This window comes from Burkholderia sp. Cy-637 (assembly GCF_011753175.1).
In the GTDB taxonomy this organism is placed as follows: domain Bacteria; phylum Pseudomonadota; class Gammaproteobacteria; order Burkholderiales; family Burkholderiaceae; genus Burkholderia; species Burkholderia gladioli.
The window spans coordinates 27,043-48,042 of sequence record NZ_VWWC01000018.1 but is presented as its reverse complement, the minus strand read 5'-3'; the positions used below and the strand labels follow the sequence as shown (position 1 = coordinate 48,042).

Below are 21,000 nucleotides of genomic sequence, written 5' to 3'. Positions count from 1 at the left end.
CCGCTTGGACGAGGCATTTTGACTGCCATACAATGTTCCTCCCGATCTTCGCAACGTTGCACACGCGCCCTCTCCTGCTGCAACGAATCCGCTCCTGCATCGGACACGTTCCCCCTGTTTTGCTATACGGTCGAGCCGGCATTTCGGACGACAGAACGATCGCTTTCGTTACAATTTTTTGCGATTCGGCCCGTCGCTGCGTGATCGCTCAATCGACGCGCTGGTCCATCCGCGGATGACGGCATCGTCATGCTGCGCCGCGCATCGCGCGCCACCTTCGCGAGATGAGAAAAATCCGTCGTGCGATGCGCGCTTGCCCTCGTTCGCGCAGGTGTCTCGATCGCTGCATTTCACATCGTCACGTCACGGGCATGAAGGTGAACAAAGCTGACATCGAAAGCTTGTGTCCTCGTCGCGTACGACGGCGTGCTCGGGTAGGTGACCGGTCGGTGGTCGTCCCGCTTTCCCGAATTCCGGCTTTCCGGATTGCCTCCATCGGCGATGGAATCATTGGCACGCTACGGCGAACGATCGGCTGCCGTCGCGAGCGATTGTCGAACGAGGCAGGACATCCTCATGACGAGGATTCGGGAGATGGCCGGATGCACCCGAAATGGGCACGCATGAAAAAGAAGGCGCGGGATGCGTGTCGGCGATCTGCCCCGATAAATATCGTGGCGACCATGAAAAAATCCGGCACGAGGCCGGATTCGGGAACAAGCATTGTGCCGAGCGATGCAGGCGGCGCTAGCCCTGCACTTCCGCGAAGCTCGGAATCGAGGGCTGGGCGCCCGCGCGCGTCACCGACAGGGCGGCGGCCCGCTGGGCGAAACGGATCGCCGCGTCGGGCGCATCACCCGCCGCCAGCCGTGCCGACAAGCCACCGATGAAGGTATCGCCGGCGGCCGTGGTATCGACCGCCTCGACCTTCGGGGCCGGATAGTGGCGCGCCGTGCCGTCCGCCAGCGCGGCGAACGCGCCTTGCGCGCCGAGCGTGACGATCACGTTGCGCGCGCCGGCTTCCCGCAGTTGCCCTGCCGCCGCCTGCGCATCCTCGGGCGTCGCGATGCTCATGCCCGTCAGCGCGGCGGCCTCGAGCTCGTTCGGGATCAGCCAGTCGACCAGCGGCAGCCAGCCGTCCGGCAGGGGACCGAGCACGGGGGCCGGATTGAGCACCACCACGCGGCCATGGCGCCGCCCCGCCTCGAGCGCGGCCTTCACGGCCGGCAGCGGCGTTTCGAGCTGGCAGACCAGCACGTCGGCGGCCGCGATCATGGCCTCGTGCCCGGCGATGCCGGCCGGCGTCACCTCGCCGTTGCCGCCCGCCACGATCACGATCGCGTTCTGGCTCGCGTCGTCCACCACGATCAGCGCCACGCCGGTGGCCACGCCCTCGCGGGCGGTCGCCAGCGCGGCGCAATCGATCCCCTCGGCCTCCAGCGCGCCGCGCAGGGCCGCGCCGTTCGCGTCGTCGCCGACGCAGCCGAGCATCGCCACGCGCGCGCCGAGCCGGGCGGCCGCCACGGCCTGGTTGCCGCCCTTGCCGCCCGCCGCCTGCGCGTAACCGTGCCCGCTCAGCGTCTCGCCCGGCTTGGGCAGGCGTGGCGCGCGCACGATCAGGTCCATGTTGAGGCTGCCGACCACGGCAACGTTTCCGCGCACGGAAGTCGAAACCGGCGTACCGCTCATGCCTGCCCTCCGCCGGCTGCGGCTGGCACAGCGCCGGGCGCGCCGCCATAAGGCGCGGTCGATTCGCGCAGCACCAGGCGCGGCGACACCACGCGACGCCGCTTGGCCGGCGCCGAGGCGCCCGCCGAGATCCGCTCGATCAGGGTCTGCGCGGCGATCTCGCCGAGCGCGCGCACCGACTGGCCGACCGTGGAGAGTGCCGGATAGGTGTAGCTCGACATCTCGATGTCGTCGAAGCCGATGATCGAGCAGTCGGTCGGCACGCGCAGCCCGCGCTCGGCGGCCGCGCGCAGCGCGCCGATCCCCATCAGGTCGTTGCCGGCGAAGATCGCGCTGGGATGCAGCGCGTCGATCAGCTCGGCCGCCGCGCGATAGCCGCCCAGGCAGGAGAAGTCGCTTTCGGCGATCGCGCCCGGGATGATGTCGATGCCGCGTTCGGCCATCGCGCGGATGAAGCCGTGCACGCGCATCGCGCTCACCGCCGTGTCGACCGGGCCCGTGATGCAGCCGATCCGCGAATGGCCGAGCTCGATCAGGTGGCGCGTGGCCAGGTAGGCGCCGCGTTCGTGGTCGATCTGCACCAGGTCGGCGGACAGGCCCTCGATATTGCGGTCGACGATCACCAGCGGCTCGCGCGAATCGGCCAGGGTCTGAGCCAGCACCGTGTCCTCGCCGGCCGAGGCGATGATCAGCCCGTCGATGCGCTTTTCCTGCAGCACGCGCAGATAGTTTCGCTGCTTGATGGGATCGTCGTCGGAATTGCAGAAGAACACGCAATAACCGCGCGCCGCGCATTGGTCCTCGATGCCGCGCGCCAGTTCGGCGAAATACGGGTTGGTGCTGTTGGGCACCACCAGGCCGATGGTGGCCGTCGAGCGCGCCTTCAGGGATCGCGCCACGGCCGACGGGACGTAGTTGAGCTGGACGATCGCCCGCTCCACCTTGGCCCTCACGTCGGCCGACACCGGCCGCGAATTGTTCACCACGTGCGACACCGTCGTGAACGATACGCCGGCCATGGCCGCCACATCCTTGATCGTCGCCATTCTGAATCCCTCTGGTCTGTCTTTAAGTGCGCGTGCGGCGGCTGCGATAGGTGTCGAGCACGACGGCAACGACGATCACGGCCCCGGTAATGATGCGCTTGGTCGGTTCGTTCGCGCCGATCTGCGCCAGCCCCGCGGCCAGCACCGAGATGATCAACACGCCGAAGAAGGTGCTGATCACCGAGCCGCGCCCGCCCATCAGGCTCGTGCCGCCGATCACGACGGCCGCGATGACCTGCAGTTCGAGCCCGACGCCGGCATTCGGATCGGCCGCTTCGAGACGCGAGATCTGGAACAGCGCCGCAAGCCCCGCGAGCGCGCCCATCAACGCAAACACAATGATTTTATACGGACGAGGGTTCACCCCGGCAAGCCTTACCGCCTCTTCGTTGGTACCGATACCAACCAGATAGCGTCCGAACACGGTGCGGGTCAGCACGAACTGGGCCACGATCATCACCAGCACGGCGATCACGAAGGCCGGCGAGATGCCGAGCGCGAACGGATTGGAGAGGAAATCGAAGGCGTCGCCGATATAGGCGGTGCGCGAGTTGGTGAGCTGGTAGGCCAGGCCGCGCGCGCCCTCCAGCACGCCGAGCGAGACGATGAAGGACGGAATCCGCCAGCCCACCGTGACCGCGCCGGTCAGCATGCCGGTCACGGCCGCCGCGGCGATCCCGAGCAGCGCCGAGGGCAGCGGCCCCCAGTGCCATTTGAGGGCGGCCACGCTGACGAAGGAGGCCGCCAGCGCCAGCACCGAGCCGACCGACAGGTCGATGCCGGCGATGATCAGCACGAAGGTCATGCCGACCGACATCACCACCAGGTCGGGAATCTGGTTGGCGATGGTGCTGAAGGTGTCGTAGGTGAGGAAATGCGAGCTGAGCACCGAGAACAGCGCGATCATCGCGATCAGCGCGCCGGCCAGGCCCAGGTAGTTGGACAGGCCCAGGCGCGTGCCGGACAGGCGCTTGGCGGCCGGCGCGGCCGCGTCGGGCGCGGCCGCCGGGGTGGAATCGGCCGTCTCGCGGCCGGGGACGATGGGTTCGTTCATGAAGGAATTCCTGGGGTCGAATCACCCGCCCCGGAGGACGGGCCTGCAGCCGGCAAGGGCGCGGCGCTGGCATCGCGGCGCGAGAAGCCGGCAAAGGCGGCGGCCAGCAGACTGTCCTGGGTCCAGCCGCCGCGCTCGAACACGGCGCTCATGCGCCCCGCCGACATCACGCCGATGCGATCGCAGATCAGCATCAGCTCGCGCAGGTCGCTGGACACCACCACCAGCGCGCGACCCTCGCGAGCCAGCGCGCCCATCAGCGCATAGATGTCGAACTTGGCGCCGACGTCGATGCCGCGGGTGGGTTCGTCGAACAGCAGCACGGCCATGTCGTGGGCCAGCCAGCGGCCGATCACGACCTTCTGCTGGTTGCCGCCCGAGAGTTCGCCCACCGTCTGCGCCGGGCCGCGCGTGCGGATCCGCATCGCGTCGATCTGGCGCTGCGCGAGCGCGTGCTCGCGCGCGGTGTCGACCACGCCGGCCCGCGAGATGCGGCCGAGCTGGCCGAGCGAGACATTGGCGGCGATCGGCTGCGACAGCAGCAGGCCCTCGCCCTTGCGGTCCTCGGTGATCAGCGCGATGCCCTGGCGCACCGCGTCGGAGGGCGACTGGATCTTCACCGGGCGCGGCGGCGTGCCGATCGACACCGTGCCGCGATCGGCGCGGTCGGCGCCGTAGATCAGCCGCAGCAGCTCGGTGCGCCCGGCGCCGATCAGGCCGGAAATGCCGAAGATCTCGCCGGCGCGCACCTCGAAGGAGACGTCGCGCACCACGCTGCCGCGCGTGAGCCCGGCCACCGCCAGACGCGGCGCGCCGATCCGGCGCTCGCCGAGATCGATGTGCTCGCCCACCTCGCGCCCGGCCATCAGGGCCACCAGCCGCTCGGTCGAGACCTCGCCCATCGGCCCGACATGGACCAGCCGCCCGTCGCGCAGCACGGCCACGCGCTCGGCCACCCGCGCCAGCTCCTCGAGGCGGTGCGAGATGTAGACCAGCGCCACGCCGCGCGCCTTGAGGCGGTCGATCTGCGCGAACAGCAGCTCGACCTCGCGCGCGGTCAGCATCGCGGTGGGTTCGTCGAGGATCAGCACGCGGCAGTCGCCGATCAGGTTGCGCGCGATCTCGACCATCTGCTGATGGCCGATGCCGAGCGCGCCCACCGGCGTATCGGGATCGATCGCGTCGAGCCCGACGCGCGCCATCGCCTCGCGCGCGTCGGCGCGCAGCCGGCCGCGGTCGATCACGCCGAAGCGGCGCGGCAGGCGGTTGAGGAACAGGTTCTCGGCCACCGTCAGGGTGGGCAGCAGGTTCAGCTCCTGCATCACCATGCGGATCCCGAGTGCCTCCGCTTCGTTGCGGCTGGCCGGCGCATAGGCGCCGCCGGCCAGCCGCAAGCTGCCGCCGGTGGGCGTGACCAGCCCGCCGATGATCTTCGACAGGGTGCTCTTGCCCGCGCCGTTCTCGCCCGTGAGGGCCAGCGCCTCGCCCGCGTGCAGCCCGAGCGAGACGCCGGCCAGCACCGGCTCGGCGTAGGTCTTGCCGACGCCCTCGACCTCGAGCACCGGCGCGGCCGGGGATGCCGCGGCGCTGGGAATCGTCGCCATGCGGGTCACTTACTTCTTGACGACCAGGTCGACCGGCGTCTCGACCGTGCCCGACAGCTCGGCCTGCTTCTTGTGCTCGGCGATCGCCTTGAGCGCCGTGTCGATGCCGAACACCGCCTGCTTGGCCGCGTACTGGTCGGCCGTGGCGAGCACGCGGCCGTCCTGCAGCATCGGCTTGATCGCGTTGATGTTGTCGTAGCCGACCACGTAGACCTTGCCGGCCTTGCCGGCCGCGCGCACCGCCGAGACCGCGCCGATCGCCATGCTGTCGTTGCCGCACAGCAGCGCCTTCAGGTTCGGGTACTCGTTGAGCATGGCCGAGGCCACCGCGTTGCCCTTGTCGATCTCCCACTCGCCCGACTGCAGCGAGACCACCTTGGCGCCCACCGCCTTCATCGCGTCCTGGAAGCCGGCGGTGCGCTGCTGCGCGTTGGTGGTGGTCGACACGCCCTCGATGATGCCGACCTCGTCGCCGGCCTTCAGGTTCTTGGCGAGGTAGTCGCCGATCTTGCGGGCGCCCTTGCGGTTGTCGGGGCCGACGAAGGGCACGTTGAGGTTCTTCGACTTCAGCACGTCCGGATCGAGCCGGTTGTCGATGTTGATCACGATGATGCCGGCGTCGACCGCCTTCTTGACCACCGGCACCAGCGCCTTCGAATCGGCCGGCGCGAGCACGATCGCGTCGACCTTGGAGACGATCATCTGCTCGACGATGCGGATCTGGTTGGCGGTGTCGGTCTCGTCCTTGATGCCGTTGGTGACCAGGTCGAACATCGCCGGGTTGTGCTGCTGGTATTCCTTCGCGCCGTTCTCCATGGTCAGGAAGAACTCGTTGGCGAGCGACTTCATCACCAGCGCGACCTTGGGCTTGTGGGCGGCTTGCGCATGGGCGCCGAGCGGCGCGACGGCAATGGCGGCGCCGGCAAGCGCGGCGGCGAGAACACGGCGGCGAATCTGGAAGTCCATGCGAAATCTCCTCACTGTGTGTGCCCGGTTGCCCCGGGTGTCGTTTTCATGTTGAGCAAACGTTTGCCGTGGTACGTCCGTCAAGTCAGGAAAATACGCCCTGAAGCGGCGTGAACAGGAGGCGCGAGCGATTGCCGGCAGTCGATTTCACCCATCTCGTGCATCCCGTCCGTTTTTGTTCGTACCGGGAAGCGCCAATGCTGTACCGATCGTGCCGATTACGCAACGGGGTTTGTACCGATTCCGGGATTGTGGGGATCTTGCAAGGCAAGCGCAAGACAGGACGCGCCCGCGCGAGGGATTCGGCCGGGACGTGGCCGCGGCGAACGGCAGGTGGGCGGCGAGCCGGAACGGCTCGCGCGATGAGCGATGCGAACCCGAGGGCGAGGCGCCGGCGCCCCGCCCTCGCCGCTCAGACGGCGGTTTCCTTCAGTTGCGCGGCGATCTCGGCCTCGGTCAGGTGCGGCGCGAACATCTCCAGCAGCTTGTAGGCATAGGAGCGCAGGAAGGCGCCCTTGCGCAGGCCGACCCGCGTCGTGCTGGCCTCGAACAGGTGCTGCGTGTCGAGCGCGACCAGGCCCGAATCGCGCTGCGCGTCGTAGGCCATCGCCGCCACCACGCCGATGCCCATCCCGAGCTCGACATAGGTCTTGATCACGTCGGCGTCGATCGCGGTCAGCACCACGTCGGGCACCGCGCCCACCTTGGCGAAGGCCTGGTCGATATGCGAGCGGCCGGTGAAGTCCTGGTCGTAGGTGATGATCGGGTACTCGGCGATCTCCTCGGGCGTGAGGTTGGCGCGACCGACCAGCGGGTGGTCCTTCGGCACCACCACCACGTGGTGCCAGGAATAGCACGGGAAGGTCACGATGTCGGGATAGCGGTCCAGCGCCTCGGTCGAGATGCCGATGTCGGCCTCGCCGCTGAGGATCATCTGCGCGATCTGCTGCGGGCTGCCCTGGCGCAGCGCCAGGTGCACCTTGGGGAACACGTCGGTGAACTGGCGGATCACCTTGGGCAGCGCGTAGCGCGCCTGCGTGTGGGTGGTCGCCACCACCAGGTGGCCGCTGTCCTGGTCGGCGTACTGGCGCGCCACGCGACGCAGGTTCTCGGCGTCCAGCAGCATCCGCTCGATCAGCTGGTGCACCGCCTTGCCGGGCTCGGTGAGGCCGGTCAGGCGCTTGCCGCGACGGATGAAGATGTCGACGCCCAGTTCGTCCTCGAGATCCTTGATCTGCTTCGAGACGCCCGACTGCGACGTGTAGAGCACGTTCGCGACTTCCGTCAGGTTCATGTTCTGGCGTACCGCTTCCCGGACGAAGCGCAATTGCTGGAAATTCATGGGTCAGCCTCTCAGGGGCGTTGTCGTTATCGATGAGGAAGGATGCGGCGGCACGTCAGCGCGCCGGGAACACGCGCGCGCTGCGGGCCACCGCGGTGGCGCCGTCGCCCACGCCGAGCGCCAGCGCGCGCCAGGTTTCGCGATCGAGCTCGGCTTCCAGCAGCGCGCCGCCGGCGCGCGGCGCGAGCTCGATGCGCACCGAGCCGCCCAGCGGCACCACCCGTCGCACGTCGACGGCGATGCCGTCCGAGCGCGCGTCGGCATGCGCCACCACCTGCAGGTCGTGCGGGCGCACATAGGCGTGCGCGCGGCCGGAGAAATCGGCGGCGACCGCGATCGGACCGCTCGCGCCGTCGGCCACGAAACCGTCGCCGTGCACCACGCCGTCGAGCCGGTTGGCCGCGCCGAGGAACTCGTAGACGAAGGCGCTTTGCGGATGATCGTACACGTCCTGCGGGCTGCCGACCTGCTCCACGTGGCCCCGGTTCAGCACCACGATGCGGTCGGCCACTTCCAGGGCTTCCTCCTGGTCGTGGGTGACGAAGATGGTCGAGATGTGCAGGTCGTCGTGCAGGCGGCGCAGCCAGCTGCGCAGCTCCTTGCGCACCTTGGCGTCGAGCGCGCCGAACGGCTCGTCGAGCAGCAGCACCTTGGGCTCGACCGCCAGCGCGCGGGCCAGCGCGATGCGCTGGCGCTGGCCGCCCGAAAGCTCGGACGGATAACGCGGCGCGAGCCAGTCGAGCTGGACCAGCTTGAGCAGCTCGTGCACCTTCTCGCGGATCACGGCCTCCGAGGGCCGCTCGCCGCGCGGCTTGACGCGCAGGCCGAAGGCGACGTTCTCGAACACCGTCATATGGCGGAACAGCGCGTAGTGCTGGAACACGAAACCGACCTGGCGCTCGCGCGCGCCCACGTCGGCCACGTCCTGCCCCTGCAGCACGACCTGGCCCGCGTCGGCGTGTTCCAGGCCGGCGATCACGCGCAGCAGGGTGGTCTTGCCGCAGCCGGAAGGCCCCAGCAGCGCGACCAGCTCGCCCGGCGGGAAATCGAGAGAAACATCGTCGAGCGCCGTGAAGTCGCCGAATTGCTTGTGCAGATTGCGAACGGTGATACCCATCTGGTGTGCCTCTTCAGGAATGCGAGGCGGCGCTGGCGCGCGCGTCCGCGAGTTCGGCCGACATCCGGCGTTCGGCGAGCAGCTTCAGCGCGAGCGTCACCAGCGCGAGCAGGGCCAGCACCGATGCCACCGCGAAGGCGGCCGAAAAGTTGTATTCGTTGTAGAGAATCTCGACGTGCAGCGGCATGGTGTCGGTCTGGCCGCGGATATGGCCGGAGACCACCGACACCGCGCCGAACTCGCCCATCGCGCGCGCATTGCAGAGGATCACGCCGTACAGCAGGCCCCAGCGCACGTTGGGCAGGGTCACGCGGCGGAAGATCTGCCAGCCCGAGGCGCCCAGCACCCGCGCGGCCTCCTCCTCGTCGTTGCCCTGCGCCTGCATCAGCGGGATCAGCTCGCGCGCGACGAACGGGAAGGTCACGAAGATGGTCGCCAGCACGATGCCGGGCACGGCGAAGATGATCTGCACGTCGTGCGCTTCCAGCCAGGGGCCGAGCCAGCCCTGCGCGCCGAACAGCAGCACGTAGACCAGGCCCGAGATCACCGGCGAGACCGAGAACGGCAGGTCGATCAGGGTGGTCAGGAGCGCCTTGCCGCGGAACTCGAACTTGGCGATCGCCCAGGACGCGCAGACCCCGAACACCAGGTTCAGCGGCACCGCGATGGCGGCCACCGTGACGGTCAGCAGGATCGCCGACCAGGCGTCCGGATCGGCCAGCGACTCGAAATAGAAGCCGATGCCCTTGGCCAGCGCCTGCGCGAACACGGCCGCGAGCGGCACCACCAGGAAGCCGGCCAGGAACAGCAGCGCGATACCGGTCAGCACCCAGCGCGTGAGGCGCGATTCGGCCACCGGATCCTGGCGGCGCGCGGCCCTGGCGCGCGGCGCGGCGGCGGCCGGCAGCGCGGAACTGCTCGATTCGCGGCTCATTGCGCACCTCCGGTCACGGCACCCGCGGCGGCAACGGCCGGCGCCGGGCCGCTCGCGCCGCGGCTGGTGCGGCGCTGCAGCAGCCACTGCAGGGTGTTGATCAGCAGCAGCATCAGGAAGGACACCACCAGCATCACCACCGCCAGCGCGGTGGCGCCCGCGTAGTCGTACTGCTCGAGCTTGGTGATGATCAGCAGCGAGGTGATCTCGGACTTCATCGGCACGTTGCCGGCGATGAAGATCACCGAGCCGTATTCGCCCAGCGCGCGCGCGAAGGCCAGCGCGAAGCCGGTCAGCAGCGCCGGCAGCACGGCCGGCAGCACCACGCGGCGGAACGTCAGCCAGCGCGAGGCGCCCAGGCAGGCCGCGGCCTCCTCCTGCTCGCGCTCGAAATCCTCGAGCACGGGCTGCACCGTGCGCACCACGAAGGGCAGGCCGATGAAGGTCAGCGCCACCAGCACGCCCAGCGGCGTGAACGCCACCTTGATGCCGAGCGGCGCGAGGTACTGGCCGACCCAGCCGTTCTGCGCGTAGACGGCGGCCAGCGAGATGCCGGCCACCGAGGTCGGCAGCGCGAACGGCAGGTCGACGATCGCGTCGACCAGGCGCTTGAGCGGAAACCGGTAGCGCACCAGCACCCATGCGACCAGGAAGCCGAACACGGCGTTGATCACGGCGCCGCCGAGCGCGGACAGGAAGGTCAGCCGGTAGGAGGCCAGCACGCGCGCCGAGGTGGTGGCGGCCACGAACTGGTCCCAGCTCAGCGTCGCGGTCTTCAGGAAGGTGGAGGCGAGCGGGATCAGCACCACGAGGCTCAGATAGGCCACCGTGATGCCGAGCGTCACGCCGAAGCCGGGCAGCGCGCTCGGCTTGCGGAAGGTGTACGTCGTCATGCGAAATGCGCTTCCTTGGTTGACATGGGATGCGCGGCCGCCGGAAGGATCCGGCCGGCCGCGCGTTCGATCGTCGTTATGTCGGGCCGCGCGTGCCGGTTGCGGGCCGCGCGGCCTCGGTACTGCCGTCCTGCCTTTGCGTCTTTGCCTTTTCCGCGGTGGAGCGGCTCACCCGTTCACGGACGCGCCGCCCCACCGCTCAAGCCACGTGCGCAGCGCTTACTGCGGCTTGTAGATCGAATCGAACACACCGCCGTCGGCGAAGTGCGTCTTCTGCGCGTTGGTCCAGCCGCCGAAGGTGTCGTCCACCGTGTAGAGCTTGAGCTTCGGGAACTGCTTGGTCAGCTCGGCCGGCACGTCCTTCGAGCGCGGGCGGTAGTAGTTGCGCGCGGCGATCTCCTGGCCTTCCTTGCTGTAGAGGAAGTTCAGGTAGGCCTCGGCCAGCTTGCGGTCGCCCTTCTTGTCCACCACCTTGTCGACCACCGCCACCGGCGGCTCGGCCAGGATGCTGACCGAGGGCACCACGATCTGGAACTTGTCCGGGCCGAATTCCTTCAGCGACAGGAAGGCCTCGTTCTCCCAGGCGATCAGCACGTCGCCGATGTCACGCTGCACGAAGCTGGTGGTCGCGCCGCGCGCGCCCGAATCGAGCACGCCGGCGTTCTTGTAGAGCTTGGAGACGAAATCCTTGGCGCTCTGCTCGTTGCCGCCCGGCTTGTGCAGCGCATAGGCCCAGGCCGCCAGGTAGTTCCAGCGCGCGCCGCCCGAGGTCTTCGGGTTCGGCGTGACGATCGACACGCCCGGCTTGATCAGGTCGTCCCAGTCCTTGATGCCCTTCGGATTGCCCTTGCGCACCAGGAACACGATGGTCGAGGTATAGGGCGAGGCGTTGTCGGGCAGGCGCTTCTGCCAGTCCTTGGCGACCAGGCCCTTGTTGGCCAGCGCGTCGATGTCCCAGGCCAGCGCCAGCGTGACCACGTCGGCCTGCAGCCCGTCGAGCACCGAGCGCGCCTGCGCGCCCGAGCCGCCGTGCGACTGCTTGAAGTTGACGGTCTCGCCGGTCTTGGCCTTCCATTCCTTGCCGAAGGCCTGGTTGACGTCCTGGTACAGCTCGCGGGTCGGATCGTAGGAGACGTTCAGCAGCGTGGTGTCCGCCAGTGCGTGCGTGGCGGCGCCCAGCGCCACCGCGCCGAATGCCAGTGTTGCGACCAGGCGGCGGACGCCGCCAGCCAGCCCCGTGTTGCGCTTGACCATCCGATGATCTCCAAAGGTTCGTGGGTCGTTATTAGCAATGTCGGGCCAGTCTAGCGAACGGCTTTCATCATTAAAAATAATCGTTCTTCATTTTTTAAGAAGCAAAAGTGGTAAAGACCGCCCGGCGGACGGTTGAGGCATCGAAACCGCCGTTCCGACGTCGCTCGATCGCGTCGGAACCGACGTCATAGCGACGAACTTCAAGTAACGCTTGAAATTCCCGAACCACTGTATAAAAATACAGATCACTGTCTATCCATACAGTTGACCATGACCAAACTCACCGCACGCCAGCAGCAAGTGTTCGACTTGATTCGTCGCGCGATCGAGCGCTCGGGCTTCCCGCCCACCCGCGCGGAAATCGCGGCCGAGCTGGGCTTCAGCTCGCCGAACGCGGCCGAGGAACACCTGCGGGCGCTGGCCCGCAAGGGCGTGATCGAGCTGGCCGCCGGCGCCTCGCGCGGCATCCGCCTGCTCGGCGACGACGCCCCGCACCAGCTCACGCTGCCGCACGCGGCGCTGATGCAGCTCTCGCTGCCGCTGGTCGGCCGCGTCGCGGCAGGTAGCCCGATCCTCGCGCAAGAGCACATCTCCCAGAACTACACCTGCGATCCCGCGCTGTTCTCCAGCAAGCCCGATTACCTCTTGAAGGTGCGCGGGCTGTCGATGCGCGACGCCGGCATCCTCGACGGCGACCTGCTCGCCGTGCAGAAGCGCAGCGAGGCCAAGGACGGCCAGATCATCGTCGCCCGGCTCGGCGACGACGTCACCGTCAAGCGCCTCAAGCGTCATTCCTCCGGCATCGAACTGATCGCCGAGAACCCCGATTACGAAAACATCTTCGTGAAGGCCGGCAGCGCCGAGTTCGCGCTGGAAGGCATCGCCGTCGGCCTGATCCGCTCCGGCGAATTCTGATCCCGGGCGCTGCGGCGCCATCCGTCCTGCTGGTGCGCCGCGTGCGCACTGGCCGAGTATTGCCTGCGCGTTGTGTTGCGCATCGTCCTGTGCTTTGCCTTGTTTCCTCCGCTCGACCTGGAGAACGCCATGGAACGCCTCGCCCGCCTGCTGCCCTTCCGTCAATTCGGCCGCCTGCGTCACCTGCGGGGGCGCATGCCCTGCGCCCCGCTCGGCAGCGCCGCGCCCGACGCCGTCGCGTCGGCGCCGGCCGCCGCGGTGGCGGAGCAGGCCTCGCTGCTGCCCTCGGCCCTGCCGGCCTTCGCGCGCGTCTCGCTCAACGCGGGGCTGCATCATGCGGAACCGGCACGGCGCGCGCCGGTGCGCGTCTACCACGGGCCGTCGCGCCTGATCATGGTGGGCACGATCGATGCGGTGTGCCGCATGATCGATCGCTGCATCGCCGAGGAACGTTCGGCCGTCTGATACGTCTCTAGCTAGAGTCCGTATCCCATGGAGGCCTGGTGCCCCTCTCCCCCTCCCGCGGCGGCCGGTTCAAGCCGCTCCTCGTCGTCGCCCTCGCGCTGCTGGTGCTGGCGACGATCGTTTATGCCTATGCCTCGCCCTATCTCGCGCTGCGCGAGCTGAAACAGGCCGTCGACACGCGCGACGCCGAGGCGATCAGCCGCCATGTCGACTATCCGGCCCTGCGCGTGAGCCTCAAGCAGCAGTTGACCGAGGAGTTGATGCGGCGCATCGACCTGCAGCGGCACAATAATCCGCTGGCGATGCTGGGCGCGATGATCGGCTCGGCGCTGATCGGGCCGCTGGTCGATGCCTATGCGACGCCCGAAGGCGTGGCCGCGCTGCTCAGCGGCCTGCCGCCCAAGGCCGATCCGGGCGAGCATCCGCCCTCGCTCGACCAGCCCGCGCCCACGGCCGCCGCGCCTGCCGGCCAGGGCAGCGCGCCGCCGGCCGCGCCGAGCCCGCCAGCACCGGCCCCCACCAGCGGTAGCAACGCGGGCAAGCCCGCGGCGCCGCAGGCGAGCGCGGCCTATAACGGGATCGACGAATTCGTCGTCGTGTATCGGAAGAATGTCGATGGCGCGCGCTACGCGGCGATCTTCCGGCGCAGCGGGCTGTTCGGATGGAAGCTCAGCGCGATCGATCTGCATCGCTGAGCATGTCGCGCCAGCGGGCGCGACGAGACGAGGAAGTGAATCATGGCGTTCATGCCGGTTGCCTCAACCGGCATGGCGCCGTTCCGGGCGGCACCGGCCGCCCGTCCACCGATACCCTGACTATGCAGCGCCGCTGCCGGCGAGAGCCGCTTCGCGCTCCTTGGCACGCTCCTCGCGCTGCTCGTCCGACGAGGAGCAGGCCACCAGGATGCTGCAGGACACGCGGTCGAGCAGTTGCGTATTGCCCGCGCCCATCCACCAGCGCGACAGGCCGCTGCGGCAGCGGTGGCCGACCACCACCAGGTCGACATTCAAGGCCTTCGCGAGGTTCGCGATCTCCTCGATCGGATAACCGAAGGCGAAATGGCCTTGCGCCTGCACGCCGCGCTCGGTCAGCCAGTCCACCCCTTCCTGCAGGATCTCGCGCGCCGTCTCCTCGAAGCGGCCGCAGGCGACGTCGGTCAGCAGGCCCGCGCTTTGCGCGATGGTCGAGCGCATGTCGACCACCGACAGCAGGTGTGTCTCGGCCTTCAGCTCGAGCGCGAGATCCGCGCCGCAGCGCAGGGCCTTGCGGCCCTCGAGCGTGCCGTCGTAGCACAGCAGGATTTTCTGGTAACTGGCCATGATCGCCTCCATCGCGACGTCGGGTCGTTGATTCATCATCGTGCGCCGCAATTCAGGATGCAAGGGATGGAAAACACCCACAGGCGATTTCCGTATCGACGGCACGTCGATGCCGCATCGCGGTGCAGGCTTGCACGATTCGGGCGCCGCCCAGGAGCCGAAATCGGGACTCGATGCACTAGAATGGCCGCTTCGTGTCGACTCTTACGCCGCCCTGCCCATGTCCGTCGCCCCGATCGAATTCCAGCAGGTCAAAAAACATTTCGGCGACAAGCTCGTCGTCGACGGCCTGTCGTTCAACGTGCAGCGCGGCGAGTGCTTCGGCCTGCTCGGGCCGAACGGCGCCGGCAAGACCACCACGCTGCGCATGCTGCTCGGCATCACCTGGCCCGACGCGGGCACGATCCGACTGTGCGGCGAGCCGGTGCCGTCGCGTGCTCGGCACGCGCGGCAGCGCGTCGGCGTGGTGCCGCAGTTCGACAATCTCGATCCCGATTTCAGCGTGCGCGAGAACCTGCTGGTGTTCAGCCGTTATTTCGGGCAATCGGCGCGCGAGGCGCGCGCGCTGGTGCCCTCGCTGCTCGAATTCGCCAAGCTCGAGAGCAAGGCCGACGCGAAGGTCGGCGAGCTGTCGGGCGGCATGAAGCGCCGGCTCACGCTGGCGCGCGCGCTGGTCAACGATCCCGACGTGCTGGTGCTCGACGAACCGACCACCGGGCTCGATCCGCAGGCGCGGCACCTGATGTGGGAGCGCCTGCGCTCGCTGCTCGCGCGCGGCAAGACCATCCTGCTGACTACCCATTTCATGGAGGAGGCCGAGCGGCTATGCGACCGGCTCTGCGTGATCGAGGCCGGGCGCAAGATCGCCGAGGGCGCGCCGCCGGCGCTGATCGAAAGCGAGATCGGCTGCGACGTGGTGGAAATCTACGGCCCCGATCCGCAAGCCTTGCGCGCGGAGCTGGCGCCGCTCGCCTCGCGCGCCGAGATCAGCGGCGAGACGCTGTTCTGCTATGCCGACGATCCGGCGCCGTTGATCCAGGCCCTGCGCGGCCGCGCCGGGCTGCGCTATCTGCACCGGCCCGCCAATCTCGAGGATGTGTTCCTGCGGCTCACCGGCCGCGACATGCAGGACTGAACGATCGATGGATACCCGCCACCACGCCGCCACCGGCACCCACGCGAACCCGCAACCGGGCTCGCGCTTCGCGATCGCCCTGCCCGCCAACGCCGTCAACTGGATGGCCGTCTGGCGCCGCAACTACCTGGTCTGGAAAAAGCTGGCCTTCGCCTCGATGATCGGCAATCTCGCCGATCCGATGATCTATCTGTTCGGGCTGGGGCTGGGGCTCGGCCTGATGGTCGGCCATGTCGACGGCGTGTCCTACATCGCCTTCCTGGCGGCCGGCACGGTTGGCTCGAGCGTGATGATGTCGGCCAGTTTCGAGGCGATGTATTCGGGATTTTCGCGCATGCACGTGCAGCGCACCTGGGAAGCGATCATGCATACGCCGCTCGCGCTCGGCGACATCGTGCTCGGCGAGATCGTCTGGGCCGCCAGCAAGGCGATGCTGTCGGGCACCGCGATCATGCTGGTGGCGAGCGTGCTCGGTTACGCCGCGTTTCCGTCGCTGCTGGCGGCGCTGCCCGTGATCGCGCTCGCGGGGCTCGCGTTCGCGAGCATCGCGATGGTGGTGACGGCGATCGCGCCGTCCTACGACTTCTTCATGTTCTACCAGACGCTGGCGCTCACGCCGATGCTGCTGCTCTCGGGCGTGTTCTTCCCGGTCTCGCAGCTGCCCTCGCTGGCCCGGCATGCCGCGCATGCGCTGCCGCTGGCCAATGCCGTCGACCTGATCCGCCCCGCGATGCTGGGGCGGCCCGCCGAGGACGTCGCCCTGCATGCGGGCGTGCTGGCCGCCTATGCGCTGGGCGGCTTCGTGGTTTCCGCCTGGCTGTTCCGGCGGCGCATGATGCGCTGAACGCCCTGCCCGCCGCCAGGCGCGGCGGCATGGCGGCCGGCGCCGGGCACCGGCAACGGCGCTCAGGCGTCGTCGTCGCCCCAGGGCATCTCGACGTCGGTCAGGAAGGCCACGGTGGCGATCGGGCCGCCTTCGTGACGGCCGAGCTTGCCGTCGGCGCGATGCCATTCGACGCGGAACATGGTGCCCGGATCGTCGGCCATCAGATACACCGAGCGCAGCTCCTCCTCGTCCGCGTCCTCGACGGGACCGTCGAACGAGACGCGCATCCGCTGCGGCCACAGGCCATTGGCCGGGTCATAGATGCGCTCGCCCTGCGGGATGTCGATGCTGGCCTCGACGCCGATCGTCGAGGAAGCCTCGATGATCATCTTGCCGAGCGCGTTCAAGACGGCCGTCGCGCGCGCGGAATTGGCCTGGCGGATCGCGAGGTCGCCCCGCGTCAATGCCTGTTCGAGTTTCGGGTGAATCTTCTGTTGCTTCATGCGTAATCCTGATTGCTTCGGGGAATGCCGCCGCGAACTCGCGACGGCGGTCGAATCTTCGTGTTCATGCTGGATGGCGCAAACCGCCCTCGTCACCTGCCGGTCGGTCAGAAACCCAGCGCCACGGCCGCGAATCCGCCCGCGATGCCGAAGGCGACCACCAGCGCCGCGACCAGCAGCAACGTGCGTGCCGGGAACGAGCGCCACAGCATCGCCAGCGAGGGCACGCTGACGGGCGGCAAGGTCATCAGCAGCGCCGCGGCCGGGCCGACGCCCACGCCGAGCGCCAGCATCGCCTGCACGATCGGCACCTCGCCGGCGGTCGGGATCACGAACAGCATCCCGGCCAGCGCGAAGGCGACGATCCACAGCACCGCATTGCCGACGTCGGCGCCCACGTGCGGGAACAGCCAGGCGCGCGCCGCGCCGAGCAGCAGCACCAGCACGATGTACTCGGGGATCAGGCGCAGCGTCATGCGCGCCAGCAGCTTGATCCAGCGGACGAAGGCATTGCCCTCCGCCTGCTGCCCGGCGGCCAGCCGCGCCAGCGTGGCCTCGTCGACCGGCCGCGCGTCGCCGGCAGCCAGGCGGTTCAGCAGGTAGCCGATGCCGAACACCATCACCACGCCGAACACGATCCGCAGCGCCGTCCATTGCCAGCCGAGCACGAAACCCATGAACACCAGCGTGGCCGGGTTCAGCACCGTGTTGCCGAGCCAGAACGCCACCGCGCCGCCCGGCGAGGCCTGGCGCGCCCGCAGGCCGGCCACCACCGGCGCCGCGCAGCAGGTGCACATCATGCCCGGCAGGGACAGCAGGCCGCCCGCCAGCACGCTGCCGAAGCCGGTGCGGCCCAGCAGGCGCGCGATCGCGCGGGCCGGCAGCAGCGCCTGGATCGCCGAGCCGAGCAGCAGGCCCAGCACCATCGCCTGCCAGATCGCCTTGCCGTAGGCCCAGGCGTAGTCGAGCGCGGCCTGCCACGAGGGCGAGGGAGCGCTGGCGGCGCTGCCCATCAGGATCGATTGCCCGATCGAATGATGCTCGGCCGCGACGAAGGCGCGGTGGTAATACGGCGACCACTTCACGTAAAAGAGCCCGACGATCGCGATCAGCGCGAACGTCACCCAGCCAAGCGCCGGGGAGGTGGTGGTGGAGCGGTTCGTGTTCATGTACGTCGCGGCGTGCGGATTCGTTGTCGATGGCGGGCTCGCTCGGCCCGCCCTGCCGGGGCCCGGCGCGCGGTGATGCCCAGGCGCCCGGCGATGCCGGCCACCGATTGCACCGGATGCGCGGCGAAACGCGGATTATCGCATGCGGCACGCATCCGGCGACGTTGCGACGCGATCGATGTCGATCGCGATGCGTCGACGGGGTCCGCGGCGCCGGCCGCCCAGCCAGGGCAGCCGTCCCGGCGGCTCAGCGCGAGGCGAAGGTATCGCAGTCGCGCACGTCGCCGCGCTGCATGCCGCGGCGCAGCCAGGCCACGCGCTGCTCGCTGGTGCCGTGCGTGAAGGCATCGGGCACCACATAACCCTGGCTGCGGCGCTGCAGCGTGTCGTCGCCGATCGCGGCGGCCGTCTTCAGGCCCTGCTCGAATTCGCCCGGCTCGATCAGTTGCCGGTTGGCCTGTTGCGCGTTGTAGGCCCACACGCCGGCGAAACAGTCGGCCTGCAGCTCGAGCCGCACCGACAGCCGGTTCGCCTGTGCCTCGGTCAGCCGCTGGCGCGCCGCGTCGACGCGATCCGAGATGCCGAGCAGCTTCTGGACATGGTGGCCGACCTCGTGCGCGATCACGTAGGCCTGCGCGAAATCGCCTCCCGCGCCGAATTTCTGGCGCAGTTCGTCGTAAAAACCGAGATCGATATAGACCTTGCGATCCGCCGGGCAGTAGAACGGCCCCATCGCGGTCTGGCCGGTGCCGCAGGCGGTCGAGGTGGCGTGCTCGAACATCACCAGCGTGGGCGGGGAATAGTCGCGATGGAGCTGACTCGGGAATATGCCCGACCAGGTGCGTTCGATGTTGCCGAGCACCTTGCGGGTGAAGACGGCGCGTGGGTCGTCGCGCCGGGCATTCGATTGCGGGTTGGCGGAAGGCGCCGGCGCCTGACCCGCCTGCTGGCCCTGCAGCATTGCCGCGCCCTGCAGCACGACGCGCGGATCGATGCCGAACAGGTAGGAAGCGGCCAGCGCGACCACGATCGTGCCGATGCCGATCGTCGCGCCCCGCCCCGATCCGCCGAAGCCGCCGCGGCGGTCCTCGACATTCCGGCTTTCGGCTTCGTCATCGAGACGCATCGTCGCTCCGCTCATCAAGGCCGCGGCTGCCGGGACGCGCCGCGAGATGCCCGAAGTATAGCCAAGCGGAAGTCGAGCGAGGCGCCCGTGATGCCCGCCGGCTCAGTCGGGACGCCGGATGAAGCAGGTCGCCGAGCCCTGCGCGATGATCTTGTCGTCGGGGGTCTTGATCGTGCCTTCGGCCACGCCGAGCGTGCGCGACAGATGCGTGACGCGCCCCTCCGCGATCAGCTCGACGTCGCGCGGCACCGGGCGCAGCATCTTCACGTGCAGGTCGACCGTGCCGTAACCCACGCCCTGGTCGAGCATCGAATGCACCGCGCAACCCGTCACCGAATCGAGCACCGTGGCGGCGAAACCGCCATGCACGCCGCCCAGCGGATTCAGGTGCCGCTCGTCGGCGCGTGCGGTCATCCGGACATAACCGAGTTCGACCGAATCGATCTGCATCGGCATCGTCTCGGTGATCGACGGCGCGGGCACGTTCCCGGCCTGGGCGGCGCGCAGCAAGTCGATACCGGAAAAATCGAGCGGTTTCATGGCGTTTCTCCTCGTGGTCCGGCGGGAACAATGCCGTAGTTAGTTCCAAAACAGAACGCATTATTCTTTGCAGGTTTGGCAGTGTCAACGCGGGGATTGCCGGTTCGAGTGTCCGTTCTATAATCGAACTCACTTTTGCAGTCGATCGGAGCAGGTATGAAATGGGACGAGGTGGGCGAGATTCCGTGCTCGGTGGCACGCACGCTGGCCGTGCTGGGCGATCGCTGGACCATGCTGGTGCTGCGCAACGCCTTCTTCGGCGTGCGGCGCTTCGATGCCTTCCAGGCTCAGCTCGGCGTCACCAGGCATGTGCTGGCCGAGCGGCTGGCGCGGCTCGTCGACGAGGGCATCTTCGTCAAGCTGCGCTACCAGGAACGCCCGCCGCGCTATGAATACAAGCTCTCCGAGAAGGGGCGCGACCTGTATCCGGTGCTGCTGGCGCTGACCGCCTGGGGCGATCGCTGGAAGGACGAAGGCGCGGGGCCGCCGGTCCTGCTGCGGCACCGCAGTTGCGGCCATCTGGTCAAGCCGGTGATGGTCTGCTCGGAATGCGGGGAACCGCTCGATCCGCGCGAAATCGAGCCCTTGCCGGGCCCGGGCCTGCAGTTGACGCCGGTCGGCGAAACGCATTGAGCGGCATTGAGCGCGGGCGATCGGGCTGCCCTGCTGGCTAGGCAGGCGCCGCGCCGGGATTAAATCCGAGGAATTAACAATCGATACAAATATGCACAATCGAAACGCAAAGTGCCGTTGGCACGTCACCTATACTGTCTGAGCGTCGTCTCCTCGTGCCAAAGGATCGATCGCAAAGAAAGCCCCGGCCGCTTCGCGGTTCGGGGCTTTCACCATTTCGGGCGCCGGCAGGCGCACGAGACGACGCTGGCGACCCTGACGACGCGCATAAAAAAGCCCGCTTCGGTTTTGACGAAGCGGGCCAAACTCAAAGCAGCCGAGGCAAGTCAGCTACGTGATGAAGGATAGCGGCAGGCCGCGCAAAATCCTTTGCCCTATTCCGTGAGAATTTGCGGGAAATCAATTTCGAGGTGCGGAAGTTCGCTTGGGCGTGCAGGGGTTCGGGGGGATGTGGCTGTTTCGAGTCGAGC

The 21,000-nt window shown here is 68.4% G+C and carries 21 protein-coding genes; 6 read left to right on the top strand and 15 right to left on the bottom strand.

Annotation, left to right across the window (positions count from 1 at the left end; genetic code table 11):
• Window positions 1-747 precede the first annotated feature (747 nt).
• The 10 genes from rbsK to F3J10_RS08130 all read right to left on the bottom strand — a co-directional run bounded on the left by rbsK (window position 748) and on the right by F3J10_RS08130 (window position 11,899).
• Window positions 748-1,689, bottom strand: a complete 942-nt coding sequence (rbsK, locus tag F3J10_RS08175) for a ribokinase (RefSeq protein WP_167241848.1) — start codon at window positions 1,687-1,689, stop codon at window positions 748-750.
• Window positions 1,686-2,735 carry a LacI family DNA-binding transcriptional regulator gene (locus F3J10_RS08170; protein ID WP_060001355.1) on the bottom strand — a complete coding sequence of 350 codons (1,050 nt, stop codon included), beginning with the start codon at window positions 2,733-2,735 and terminating at the stop codon, window positions 1,686-1,688. The genes rbsK and F3J10_RS08170 overlap by 4 nt, the downstream gene beginning before the upstream one ends.
• Window positions 2,736-2,757: 22 nt before the next feature.
• Window positions 2,758-3,789: an ABC transporter permease gene (locus tag F3J10_RS08165; RefSeq protein ID WP_013697883.1), complete on the bottom strand. Its 1,032-nt coding sequence runs from the start codon at window positions 3,787-3,789 to the stop codon at window positions 2,758-2,760.
• Complete coding sequence (locus tag F3J10_RS08160) at window positions 3,786-5,393, bottom strand: sugar ABC transporter ATP-binding protein (protein WP_167241847.1); 1,608 nt, start codon at window positions 5,391-5,393, stop codon at window positions 3,786-3,788. Before F3J10_RS08160 ends, F3J10_RS08165 begins: the two co-directional genes overlap by 4 nt.
• Before the next feature lie 9 nt (window positions 5,394-5,402).
• Window positions 5,403-6,359, bottom strand: coding sequence for a sugar ABC transporter substrate-binding protein (locus F3J10_RS08155; protein WP_025098062.1), 957 nt, complete (start codon window positions 6,357-6,359; stop codon window positions 5,403-5,405).
• A 412-nt stretch (window positions 6,360-6,771) separates the two neighbouring features.
• Window positions 6,772-7,701, bottom strand: coding sequence for a CysB family HTH-type transcriptional regulator (locus F3J10_RS08150; RefSeq protein ID WP_025098063.1), 930 nt, complete (start codon window positions 7,699-7,701; stop codon window positions 6,772-6,774).
• Window positions 7,702-7,756: 55 nt separating this feature from the next.
• Window positions 7,757-8,818: a sulfate ABC transporter ATP-binding protein gene (locus tag F3J10_RS08145; RefSeq protein WP_013697879.1), complete on the bottom strand. Its 1,062-nt coding sequence runs from the start codon at window positions 8,816-8,818 to the stop codon at window positions 7,757-7,759.
• Between the two features lie 13 nt (window positions 8,819-8,831).
• Window positions 8,832-9,752, bottom strand: a complete 921-nt coding sequence (gene cysW / locus F3J10_RS08140; RefSeq protein ID WP_166913930.1) for a sulfate ABC transporter permease subunit CysW — start codon at window positions 9,750-9,752, stop codon at window positions 8,832-8,834.
• On the bottom strand, window positions 9,749-10,645 hold the full coding sequence (gene cysT, locus F3J10_RS08135; protein WP_166913928.1) for a sulfate ABC transporter permease subunit CysT: 897 nt from the start codon (window positions 10,643-10,645) through the stop codon (window positions 9,749-9,751). The genes cysW and cysT overlap by 4 nt, the downstream gene beginning before the upstream one ends.
• 219 nt (window positions 10,646-10,864) lie before the next feature.
• Window positions 10,865-11,899, bottom strand: coding sequence for a sulfate ABC transporter substrate-binding protein (locus F3J10_RS08130; protein WP_013697876.1), 1,035 nt, complete (start codon window positions 11,897-11,899; stop codon window positions 10,865-10,867).
• 270 nt (window positions 11,900-12,169) lie between these two features.
• Between F3J10_RS08130 and lexA the strand changes: the two genes are divergently transcribed.
• The 3 genes from lexA (at window position 12,170) to F3J10_RS08115 (ending at window position 13,974) form a co-directional block, all read left to right on the top strand.
• Window positions 12,170-12,814: a transcriptional repressor LexA gene (gene lexA, locus F3J10_RS08125; protein ID WP_013697875.1), complete on the top strand. Its 645-nt coding sequence runs from the start codon at window positions 12,170-12,172 to the stop codon at window positions 12,812-12,814.
• A 129-nt stretch (window positions 12,815-12,943) separates the two neighbouring features.
• Complete coding sequence (locus tag F3J10_RS08120) at window positions 12,944-13,279, top strand: hypothetical protein (protein ID WP_025098066.1); 336 nt, start codon at window positions 12,944-12,946, stop codon at window positions 13,277-13,279.
• A gap of 38 nt (window positions 13,280-13,317) precedes the next feature.
• Entirely contained in the window at window positions 13,318-13,974 is a 657-nt protein-coding gene (locus F3J10_RS08115; RefSeq protein WP_167241846.1) for a DUF2939 domain-containing protein, read from the top strand.
• Between the two features lie 120 nt (window positions 13,975-14,094).
• Here F3J10_RS08115 and F3J10_RS08110 read toward each other — a convergent pair whose 3' ends face one another.
• Complete coding sequence (locus F3J10_RS08110) at window positions 14,095-14,598, bottom strand: universal stress protein (protein WP_013697872.1); 504 nt, start codon at window positions 14,596-14,598, stop codon at window positions 14,095-14,097.
• A gap of 220 nt (window positions 14,599-14,818) precedes the next feature.
• Here F3J10_RS08110 and nodI point away from each other — a divergent pair, with 220 nt between their 5' ends.
• Together nodI and F3J10_RS08100 are read left to right on the top strand one after the other, a co-directional pair.
• On the top strand, window positions 14,819-15,733 hold the full coding sequence (gene nodI / locus F3J10_RS08105) for a nodulation factor ABC transporter ATP-binding protein NodI (protein WP_025098068.1): 915 nt from the start codon (window positions 14,819-14,821) through the stop codon (window positions 15,731-15,733).
• Window positions 15,734-15,740: 7 nt separating this feature from the next.
• Window positions 15,741-16,577 (top strand): ABC transporter permease, encoded by an 837-nt coding sequence (locus F3J10_RS08100; protein ID WP_166913920.1) that lies wholly within the window; start codon window positions 15,741-15,743, stop codon window positions 16,575-16,577.
• A gap of 62 nt (window positions 16,578-16,639) precedes the next feature.
• On the opposite strand, the gene F3J10_RS08095 is transcribed toward F3J10_RS08100, so the two are convergent.
• From F3J10_RS08095 to F3J10_RS08080, 4 genes are all read right to left on the bottom strand, one after another.
• Complete coding sequence (locus tag F3J10_RS08095; protein WP_025098070.1) at window positions 16,640-17,062, bottom strand: hypothetical protein; 423 nt, start codon at window positions 17,060-17,062, stop codon at window positions 16,640-16,642.
• A gap of 107 nt (window positions 17,063-17,169) precedes the next feature.
• Window positions 17,170-18,231: a permease gene (locus F3J10_RS08090; RefSeq protein WP_167231398.1), complete on the bottom strand. Its 1,062-nt coding sequence runs from the start codon at window positions 18,229-18,231 to the stop codon at window positions 17,170-17,172.
• Between the two features lie 247 nt (window positions 18,232-18,478).
• Complete coding sequence (locus F3J10_RS08085) at window positions 18,479-19,357, bottom strand: neutral zinc metallopeptidase (protein WP_167241845.1); 879 nt, start codon at window positions 19,355-19,357, stop codon at window positions 18,479-18,481.
• A gap of 102 nt (window positions 19,358-19,459) precedes the next feature.
• On the bottom strand, window positions 19,460-19,897 hold the full coding sequence (locus tag F3J10_RS08080) for a PaaI family thioesterase (RefSeq protein ID WP_025098073.1): 438 nt from the start codon (window positions 19,895-19,897) through the stop codon (window positions 19,460-19,462).
• Window positions 19,898-20,053: 156 nt separating this feature from the next.
• Between F3J10_RS08080 and F3J10_RS08075 the strand changes: the two genes are divergently transcribed.
• Window positions 20,054-20,530 carry a helix-turn-helix domain-containing protein gene (locus F3J10_RS08075; RefSeq protein ID WP_013697865.1) on the top strand — a complete coding sequence of 159 codons (477 nt, stop codon included), beginning with the start codon at window positions 20,054-20,056 and terminating at the stop codon, window positions 20,528-20,530.
• Window positions 20,531-21,000: the final 470 nt, after the last annotated feature.

What these genes read in the sequence shown, in the direction of transcription:
- rbsK (WP_167241848.1), bottom strand. Translation starts at nt 1,689, where the DNA reads ATGAGCGGTACGCCGGTTTCGACTTCCGTGCGCGGAAACGTTGCCGTG.
- F3J10_RS08170 (WP_060001355.1), bottom strand. Translation starts at nt 2,735, where the DNA reads ATGGCGACGATCAAGGATGTGGCGGCCATGGCCGGCGTATCGTTCACG.
- F3J10_RS08165 (WP_013697883.1), bottom strand. Translation starts at nt 3,789, where the DNA reads ATGAACGAACCCATCGTCCCCGGCCGCGAGACGGCCGATTCCACCCCG.
- F3J10_RS08160 (WP_167241847.1), bottom strand. Translation starts at nt 5,393, where the DNA reads ATGGCGACGATTCCCAGCGCCGCGGCATCCCCGGCCGCGCCGGTGCTC.
- F3J10_RS08155 (WP_025098062.1), bottom strand. Translation starts at nt 6,359, where the DNA reads ATGGACTTCCAGATTCGCCGCCGTGTTCTCGCCGCCGCGCTTGCCGGC.
- F3J10_RS08150 (WP_025098063.1), bottom strand. Translation starts at nt 7,701, where the DNA reads ATGAATTTCCAGCAATTGCGCTTCGTCCGGGAAGCGGTACGCCAGAAC.
- F3J10_RS08145 (WP_013697879.1), bottom strand. Translation starts at nt 8,818, where the DNA reads ATGGGTATCACCGTTCGCAATCTGCACAAGCAATTCGGCGACTTCACG.
- cysW (WP_166913930.1), bottom strand. Translation starts at nt 9,752, where the DNA reads ATGAGCCGCGAATCGAGCAGTTCCGCGCTGCCGGCCGCCGCCGCGCCG.
- cysT (WP_166913928.1), bottom strand. Translation starts at nt 10,645, where the DNA reads ATGACGACGTACACCTTCCGCAAGCCGAGCGCGCTGCCCGGCTTCGGC.
- F3J10_RS08130 (WP_013697876.1), bottom strand. Translation starts at nt 11,899, where the DNA reads ATGGTCAAGCGCAACACGGGGCTGGCTGGCGGCGTCCGCCGCCTGGTC.
- lexA (WP_013697875.1), top strand. Translation starts at nt 12,170, where the DNA reads ATGACCAAACTCACCGCACGCCAGCAGCAAGTGTTCGACTTGATTCGT.
- F3J10_RS08120 (WP_025098066.1), top strand. Translation starts at nt 12,944, where the DNA reads ATGGAACGCCTCGCCCGCCTGCTGCCCTTCCGTCAATTCGGCCGCCTG.
- F3J10_RS08110 (WP_013697872.1), bottom strand. Translation starts at nt 14,598, where the DNA reads ATGGCCAGTTACCAGAAAATCCTGCTGTGCTACGACGGCACGCTCGAG.
- nodI (WP_025098068.1), top strand. Translation starts at nt 14,819, where the DNA reads ATGTCCGTCGCCCCGATCGAATTCCAGCAGGTCAAAAAACATTTCGGC.
- F3J10_RS08100 (WP_166913920.1), top strand. Translation starts at nt 15,741, where the DNA reads ATGGATACCCGCCACCACGCCGCCACCGGCACCCACGCGAACCCGCAA.
- F3J10_RS08095 (WP_025098070.1), bottom strand. Translation starts at nt 17,062, where the DNA reads ATGAAGCAACAGAAGATTCACCCGAAACTCGAACAGGCATTGACGCGG.
- F3J10_RS08090 (WP_167231398.1), bottom strand. Translation starts at nt 18,231, where the DNA reads ATGAACACGAACCGCTCCACCACCACCTCCCCGGCGCTTGGCTGGGTG.
- F3J10_RS08085 (WP_167241845.1), bottom strand. Translation starts at nt 19,357, where the DNA reads ATGCGTCTCGATGACGAAGCCGAAAGCCGGAATGTCGAGGACCGCCGC.
- F3J10_RS08080 (WP_025098073.1), bottom strand. Translation starts at nt 19,897, where the DNA reads ATGAAACCGCTCGATTTTTCCGGTATCGACTTGCTGCGCGCCGCCCAG.
- F3J10_RS08075 (WP_013697865.1), top strand. Translation starts at nt 20,054, where the DNA reads ATGAAATGGGACGAGGTGGGCGAGATTCCGTGCTCGGTGGCACGCACG.